The sequence below is a fragment of the Acidimicrobiales bacterium genome (assembly GCA_036273495.1).
In the GTDB taxonomy this organism is placed as follows: domain Bacteria; phylum Actinomycetota; class Acidimicrobiia; order Acidimicrobiales; family JAJPHE01; genus DASSEU01.
Genome location: DASUHN010000424.1, coordinates 1 through 6,903, shown reverse-complemented (window position 1 = coordinate 6,903; position 6,903 = coordinate 1). Strand labels below are relative to the sequence as shown.

Annotated in this window: 8 protein-coding genes; 6 read left to right on the top strand and 2 right to left on the bottom strand. The window is 73.7% G+C overall.

Annotated features, from left to right (window positions below; translation table 11 throughout):
* Positions 1 to 53 precede the first annotated feature (53 nt).
* On the top strand, positions 54 to 1,067 hold the full coding sequence (locus tag VFW24_18435; GenBank protein ID HEX5268750.1) for an aspartate-semialdehyde dehydrogenase: 1,014 nt from the start codon (positions 54 to 56) through the stop codon (positions 1,065 to 1,067).
* 27 nt (positions 1,068 to 1,094) lie between these two features.
* On the opposite strand, the gene VFW24_18430 is transcribed toward VFW24_18435, so the two are convergent.
* The gene (locus VFW24_18430) at positions 1,095 to 1,376 is read right to left on the bottom strand and encodes a MazG nucleotide pyrophosphohydrolase domain-containing protein (protein HEX5268749.1); all 282 of its coding nucleotides are present in this window, start codon (positions 1,374 to 1,376) and stop codon (positions 1,095 to 1,097) included.
* A gap of 105 nt (positions 1,377 to 1,481) precedes the next feature.
* On the opposite strand from VFW24_18430, the gene VFW24_18425 reads away from it, so the two are divergent.
* From VFW24_18425 to VFW24_18405, 5 genes are all read left to right on the top strand, one after another.
* Positions 1,482 to 2,216 carry a response regulator transcription factor gene (locus VFW24_18425; protein HEX5268748.1) on the top strand — a complete coding sequence of 245 codons (735 nt, stop codon included), beginning with the start codon at positions 1,482 to 1,484 and terminating at the stop codon, positions 2,214 to 2,216.
* Positions 2,213 to 3,928 (top strand): HAMP domain-containing sensor histidine kinase, encoded by a 1,716-nt coding sequence (locus VFW24_18420; GenBank protein HEX5268747.1) that lies wholly within the window; start codon positions 2,213 to 2,215, stop codon positions 3,926 to 3,928. The genes VFW24_18425 and VFW24_18420 overlap by 4 nt, the downstream gene beginning before the upstream one ends.
* A 110-nt stretch (positions 3,929 to 4,038) precedes the next feature.
* A complete protein-coding gene (locus VFW24_18415; GenBank protein HEX5268746.1) occupies positions 4,039 to 4,224 on the top strand; it encodes a hypothetical protein in 186 nt (61 codons plus the stop codon).
* Entirely contained in the window at positions 4,224 to 4,985 is a 762-nt protein-coding gene (locus VFW24_18410) for an SDR family oxidoreductase (GenBank protein ID HEX5268745.1), read from the top strand. The genes VFW24_18415 and VFW24_18410 overlap by 1 nt, the downstream gene beginning before the upstream one ends.
* Positions 4,986 to 5,221: 236 nt before the next feature.
* Complete coding sequence (locus VFW24_18405) at positions 5,222 to 5,746, top strand: hypothetical protein (protein ID HEX5268744.1); 525 nt, start codon at positions 5,222 to 5,224, stop codon at positions 5,744 to 5,746.
* Positions 5,747 to 5,756: 10 nt separating this feature from the next.
* On the opposite strand, the gene VFW24_18400 is transcribed toward VFW24_18405, so the two are convergent.
* On the bottom strand, positions 5,757 to 6,903 hold a 1,147-nt coding region (locus tag VFW24_18400; protein HEX5268743.1), incomplete at its 5' end, for a hypothetical protein.

The window sequence follows — 6,903 nt, the reverse complement described above, 5'->3', positions numbered from 1 at the left end:
CTGGCTGAATTATGTCGGGGGCCTGAATCCCCGCGGCCTCTAGCATTGAGGCCATGCGTGTAGCGATCTTCGGGGCCACCGGCCAGGTGGGCGGGGTGATGCGCTCCGTCCTGGCCGAGCGCCGCTTCCCCGTGGACGAGCTGCGGTTCTTCGCCAGCGCCCGCTCGGCCGGCCGGCGCCTCCCGTGGGACGGCGGGGAGATCCCCGTCGAGGACGCCGCCGGCGGGGACTACCGGGGGATCGACGTGGCCCTGTTCTCGGCGGGGGCCGGGGCGGCGAGGGAGCTGGCCCCGGCCGTGGCGGCCGCCGGCGCCACCGTGATCGACAACTCGTCGGCGTGGCGGATGGACCCCGACGTCCCGCTCGTCGTGCCCGAGGTCAACGCCGAGCGCCTCGCTCACCTCCCGAAGGGCATCGTCGCCAACCCCAACTGCACCACGATGGTGGCGATGGCGCCGCTCAAGGTGCTCCACGACGAGGCCGGGCTGCGCTCGATGGTCGTGTCGACCTACCAGTCGGTGTCGGGCGCCGGGCTCAAGGGGGTCGAGGAGCTCCAGGAGCAGGTCGACAAGGTGGGGGCCGAGGCCCACCGGCTCACCTTCGACGGTTCGGCCGTCGACTTCCCCGCACCGGTGAAGTTCGCCGCGCCCATCGCCTTCAACGTGCTGGCCCTGGCCGGCTCGCTGGTCGACGACGAGACCAACGAGGAGCACAAGCTCCGCGACGAGAGCCGCAAGATCCTCGAGATCCCCGACCTGGCCGTCTCGGCCACGTGCGTGCGGGTCCCGGTCTTCACCGGCCACAGCCTGTCGATCAACGCCCGCTTCTCCCGGCCGATCACGCCCGAGCGGGCCCGGGAGCTGCTGGCCACCGCCCCGGGCGTGGAGCTCGTCGACGTGCCGATGCCGATCGACGCCGCCGGCAGGGACCCGAGCTACGTCGGGCGGATCCGCTCGGATCCCACCGTCGAGAACGGGCTGGCCCTGTTCTGCGTCGGGGACAACCTGCGCAAGGGCGCCGCCCTCAACGCCGTGCAGATAGCCGAGGAGCTGCGGGCCCGGCGCTGAGCGCGGGGTGAGGGCCGACCGGCGGCCTCACGGGCACCCGCAGGGGAGCCGGCCGCACCGGGGACACCCGGCGGCGTAGCGGGCGGCGGCGTCCTCCAGGGACAGGTCCAGCTGCCCCGCCAGGGAGGCCAGCCAGGCCAGGACGTCGCCCAGCTCGTGGAGCTGCTCGTCGCGGCCACCCTTGCGGACGGCCCGGGCCAGCTCGCCCAGCTCCTCGGCCAGCCACGCCACCGTGGCCTCCCGCCCCCGGGCCCGGTCCCGCCGGCCGTAGGTGCGCTCCATGAGGTCCTGCAGCTCGGCCAGGTGCACGGCGGCCACGGTAGGAGCGGGCCGGGCCTGGGAATACCCTGTGAATCGTCCGGGAGCGTGGCCCTTCACAGACGACTCCCAGGGAGAGGCCCGAACATAGGAGCCATGTCCGCTTCCGCCGCCCTGTCCCCGAACGGCAACCCGCAGCCCAAGGTCCTGGTGGTCGACGACGAGCAGTACATCCGGGACCTGGTCGGCACCGCCCTGCGCTACGAGGGCTTCGACGTCACCGAGGCGGACAGCGGGCGGGCGGCGCTCAACGCCGTGCTGTCGTCCCGGCCCGATCTGGTCGTGCTCGACGTGATGCTCCCCGATCTCGACGGCCTGGAGGTCACCCGCCGGCTGCGCACCGACGGGGTCCGGGTGCCGGTCGTGTTCCTGACGGCCCGGGACGCCACCGAGGACAAGGTCGTCGGCCTGACGGTCGGGGGGGACGACTACCTGACCAAGCCGTTCAGCCTCGAGGAGCTGGTGGCCCGGGTCCGGGCCGTCCTGCGCCGCACCCAGCCCGCCGCCGCCGAGTCCCAGCTGCGCTTCTCCGACCTCGTCCTGGACGAGGACACCCACGAGGTGTGGAGGGGGGACACGCCGGTCCACCTCACCGCCACCGAGTTCAACCTCCTGCGCTACCTGATGCTCAACCCCCGCCGGGTCCTGTCCAAGGTCCAGATCCTCGAGCACGTGTGGCAGTACGACTTCGACGGTGACCCCAACGTGCTCGAGACCTACATCAGCTACCTGCGCAAGAAGCTCGACCCGCTCGGGCCGCCCCTGATCCACACCGTGCGCCGGGTCGGCTACAGCCTGCGCCTCCCGGACGGTCAGCCGGGCCGGTCGTGATCTCCCGGCTGGGCGCCGCCGCCCGCGCCACCGCCCGCGGCGGCCGGGCCTGGGCGCGCGGCCCGTGGTCCCTGCGCCGGCGCCTGCTCGTGGTCCTGGCCGCCCTGGTGGCGGTGGGCCTCGTCGTCGCCGACGGCGTCACCTACCACACCCTGCGCTCGTACCTGCTCAACCGGGAGAACCAGCAGCTCGACGCCCTGGCCCACGGGAACATCAACCGGCTGCTCAACGACCTGGGGCCCACCCCCCGCGCCGGCGGCGGCAGCACCCAGGCGTTCGTCCAGCTCCGGGACTCGTCCGGGAACATCCTGCGGACCATCGCCGCCTACCAGCCGGACGGCACCGCCCTGGCCCCGCCCAACCTCGGCGGGCTGCCGTCCCCACCCAACGGCGCCAACGGCGCCAACGGCCCCAACGGCGCTGACGCCGCCTACTACCTGACGGTGCCGTCCACGGCGTCGGGCCATGCCGCCTACCGGGTCAGGGTGAGTCAGGCGGTGGTGGTCAACGGCCCGTTCGGCGGGGAGCCCGCCACCCTGGTGGTCGCCACTCCGCTCGCCGACATGGTCGCCACCCTCCACAAGCTGGTCTGGACGGAGTTCGGGGTCAGCCTGGCGGCGGTGCTGGTCGCGGTGGCGGTGGGGGCGTGGCTGGTGAGGGTCGGGCTCCGGCCCCTGGAGGCCATGGCGGACACCGCCGACGAGATCGCCGCCGGCCGCCTCGACCGCCGGATCGACACGACCGACGCCGCCACCGAGGTGGGCCGGTTGGGAACGGCGCTCAACGCCATGCTCGGGCGCATCGAGCACGCCTTCTCGGAGAAGGAGGAGTCCGAGCACCGGCTGCGGCGGTTCATCGCCGACGCCTCCCACGAGCTGCGCACGCCGCTGACCTCGATCCGGGGCTACGCCGAGCTGTTCCGGCGGGGCGCCGACCGCCGGCCCGAGGACCTGGCCAAGTCGATGAGCCGGATAGAGGCCGAGGCCACCAGGATGGGCTTCCTCGTCGAGGACCTGCTGCTGCTGGCCCGCCTCGACCAGGGCCGGCCCCTCGACGCCGAGCCCCTAGACCTGGCCGGGGTGGTCTCCGAGGCGGTCGACGCCGCCCGCGCCGTGGAGCCGGGCCGGACGATCACCGCCGAGCTGGACCCGGACGTGACCGTGGTCGGGGACCGCAACCGGCTCCGCCAGGTCGTGGACAACCTCCTCGCCAACGTGCGCCTGCACACGGCCGCCGACGCGCCGGCGCGCGTGCGGCTCGGCGCCGCCGGCGGCCTGGCGGTGCTGGAGGTCGACGACAGCGGCCCCGGGCTCGATCCCGACGTGGCCGCCAAGGTCTTCGAGCGCTTCTTCCGCGCCGATCCCTCGCGGTCCCAGGACACGGGTGGGGCCGGCCTGGGACTCTCGATCGTGTCCGCCATCGCCACGGCCCACGGGGGCAGCGTCGAGGCGGGAAACCGGCCCGACGGACCCGGGGCCCGGTTCGTCCTGCGCCTGCCCCTGGCCCCGGCGGCGGCCATCGGGTGGGCGCCGCCCGCCGCCGGCCGCGCCACCGCCGATACCACCGATGGTGACGACGTTCCGAGCGGGGCGGCGGAGGACCCGGCCGACGCCTCCGGCCCCCGGGCCGGCCACGGGACTGATGACGGGGCTGCCAACGGGACCGATACCCACGGCGCTCCCAGGATCGGTTCAGGCCGGTCTCAGGGTTGACGCCCAGGGTGGGGGCATGTCCTACCCCCCGCCCGGCCTGGCCCTGGTGCAGATAATCCGCCTGGCGCGCCGTCGCGACCCCGGGCCGATCGCGGGTAGACAGGGCAGCTGTGACCGACCGCCAGTCCGACCAACCCTTCCAGCCGGGCAGCGACGCCGACCTGCAGGAGCAGGCGCAGCCCGTGACCGGCGAGGAGCCGGCGCGCCAGCCTGAGCGGGTCCCGCTGGAGGCCAACGACGCCGACGTCCTCGAGCAGTCGATCGAAGAGCCCCTGGACGAGGAAGAAGAGCTCTGATGGGCCGGCTCGACGGCCGGGTGGCCGTCGTGACCGGGGCGGGGTCGGGGATCGGGTTGGCGTGCGCCGAGCGCTTCCGGTCCGAAGGGGCGGTCGCGGTCGGGATCGACATCCAGGACGGGGACTGGGACGGTCCCATGCACCGCCTCGACGTGCGCGACGAGGACCAGGTGGCCGCGGCGGTCGGGTCGGTGGAGGCCGAGCACGGCCGCATCGACGTGGTGGTGAACTCCGCCGGCGTGGCGGGCGGTGGACCGGTGCACACCGTCGACGCCGCCGACTGGGACCGGGTGATCGACGTGAACCTCAAGGGCACATTCCTCGTGTGCAAGCACGTGCTGCGCCGCATGGTGGCCCAGCGCTCGGGCAGCGTCGTGAACATCTCGTCGATCGAGGGCATCCAGGGCACCGAGGGGGGCAGCTCCTACAACGCCTCCAAGGGCGGGGTGGTGCTGCTCACCCGCAACATGGCCATCGACTACGGCCGGGTCGGGATCCGGGTCAACGTCATCTGCCCCGGGTTCATCGACACCCCGTTGATGCGCACGGTGATGGGATCGGAGGGCATGGCCCCGTTCCGTGACCACTACCGGGATCTGCACATGCTCGGCCGGTTCGGCCGGCCCGAGGAGATAGCCGGCGCCGCCTTGTTCCTGGCATCGGACGACGCCTCGTTCGTGACCGGGCACACCCTCGTGGTCGACGGCGGCTTCACCGCCGGGACCCGCAGCGCGCTGGCGGATCACATGGGAGTGCGCTGAGCGGCGGAGCGCCCTGCCGCATCGTCCCCTTCGACCAGCGTCTCGGGCTGGCCGTGACCGGCGTGACCCTGGCGGTACTCGTGAGTGCCTGCAGCTCGCCGGGCCCGACGCATCCGGCGGTCACCGAAGGGATGCCTTCGTCGACCGTGCCGTCCCCGCCCTCGTCGACCGCCCCGTCGTCCATCCCCCCGTCGTCGACTCCCGTGTCTTTGTCACCGGGCGGGAGTGCGCCGGTCGTGAGCACCGGGGTGGGCTGGTCATCGGCCGGGCTCCAGGGCCCGATGCCGGATCCGGCGGCGTGCCACTACCGGACGGCGGCGGACGGCTATGCCCTGCCGGATCCCGGGTGCACCCCCGGCGCCGTCGACACCGCGGTCAGCCCGGGCAACCTTCGGTCGACGATCTGCCGCTCCGGCTACACCGCATCGGTCCGACCTCCGGAATCGATGACCGAGCCCGCCAAGATCCGATCGATGCACGCCTACGCCGCACCGGGCCGGACATCGCAGTACGAGTACGACCATCTGGTGCCCCTCGAGCTCGGAGGCTCCAGCGACGTGCGGAATCTGTGGCCCGAGCCGAACGCCGGATCACCGTCGCAGTCCGACACCGGCGACGCCTTCGGGGCCAACGGAAAGGACGGAGTCGAGGGCCGGCTCCGGACGGCGGTGTGCTCGGGCCAGGTGGCGCTGGCGGCGGCCCAGGCCGCCATGGCTCACGACTGGACGACGGCGGAATCGGTGCTCGGGGTCGGCCGGTAGCGCCGGCCGGTCACGCCGGTCGGTAGACCGGTGGTCCCTCTCCGGCCACGACCTCGACCGTCTGTCCGACCAGAGACGTTCCGTCCAGCTCGGCGGCGAGCTCGGTATGGACCACCCGCGCCGCGGTGCGGCGGCCGTCGGCGAAGCGGGCGAAGACCGGCGCCTCACCCGGTCCCCCCTCGCGATCGTGCAACACGGTCATGGCCTCCACCCGGGCCGGTCCCGACCGGGCCAGGTCGAGCTCCACGCCGGGCTCCACGCCGGGCTCCCCACCGTTCGGCGCCGCCGTCTCGTTGGTCCACGCCTGATCGGGCGGAGCCGACGAGTAGAGCCCGACGGCAAACCGGCCCGCCATGCCCCCGAGACCGATCACCACGCCGGTCCGGCCCCGGCCGGCCCGCAGCTCCTCGACCGTGGTCGCCAGTGAGTGGCAGACGTAAGAGGCGCCGGGGCCGCCGAAATACGGCAGGCCGCCGGTGACGGTGAGGGGGCGGCTCTGCGGGTCCAGTCCCAGAGCGGCCGCCCCGAGCTGCACGGCGGACGGGAAGCACGAGTAGATGTCGACGAGGTCGATCCGGTCGGCTTCCATCTCCGCCGCCGCCAGGACGCTCCGCACCGCTCCGGTGAGGGCGGGCGTGCGGCCGATGTCGGGCCGCTGGGAGGGGAAGTGGACCTCGTGGGCCGAGGCGGCCGCCCACGGGTAGACCCGCCGGTCCCGGGGCACCCCCGCCCGGTCCGCCACCTCCTCCGAGGTGACCACCACGGCGGCGGCCAGGTCGACGGTCGGGAACGAGGTCATCAGCTTCGGGTAGGGCTGGGCCACCATCCGGTTCTCGGGGCTGACGGACGACAGCTCGTCGGGCCGGCGTGGAGTCGGGAACCAGGCGAGCTCCGGACGGCGGGCGGCCACTTCCGTGAACGGCGCCATGAGCCGCCCGAGCCACCCCCGCCGCTCGAGGGGATCGTGCCCCGCCTCGGCGGCGAGGGCGCTCTCGATCATGGCGAAGTGACCCACCGGGTTCGTCAGTCCCGCCGCCATCTCTCCCCGGGGCCCGGCGCCGTGGTCGAAGCGCGGGTGCCGGGAGTATTCCTCCGCCTGGCCCGATCCCTGCGACCACACGGCCGTCGGCGGTGCCGCCGGGTCCCGCCCCGCCGCC

Coding starts and splice junctions, on each gene's coding strand:
- VFW24_18435 (HEX5268750.1), top strand. CDS start 54: ATGCGTGTAGCGATCTTCGGGGCCACCGGCCAGGTGGGCGGGGTGATG.
- VFW24_18410 (HEX5268745.1), top strand. CDS start 4,224: ATGGGCCGGCTCGACGGCCGGGTGGCCGTCGTGACCGGGGCGGGGTCG.
- VFW24_18425 (HEX5268748.1), top strand. CDS start 1,482: ATGTCCGCTTCCGCCGCCCTGTCCCCGAACGGCAACCCGCAGCCCAAG.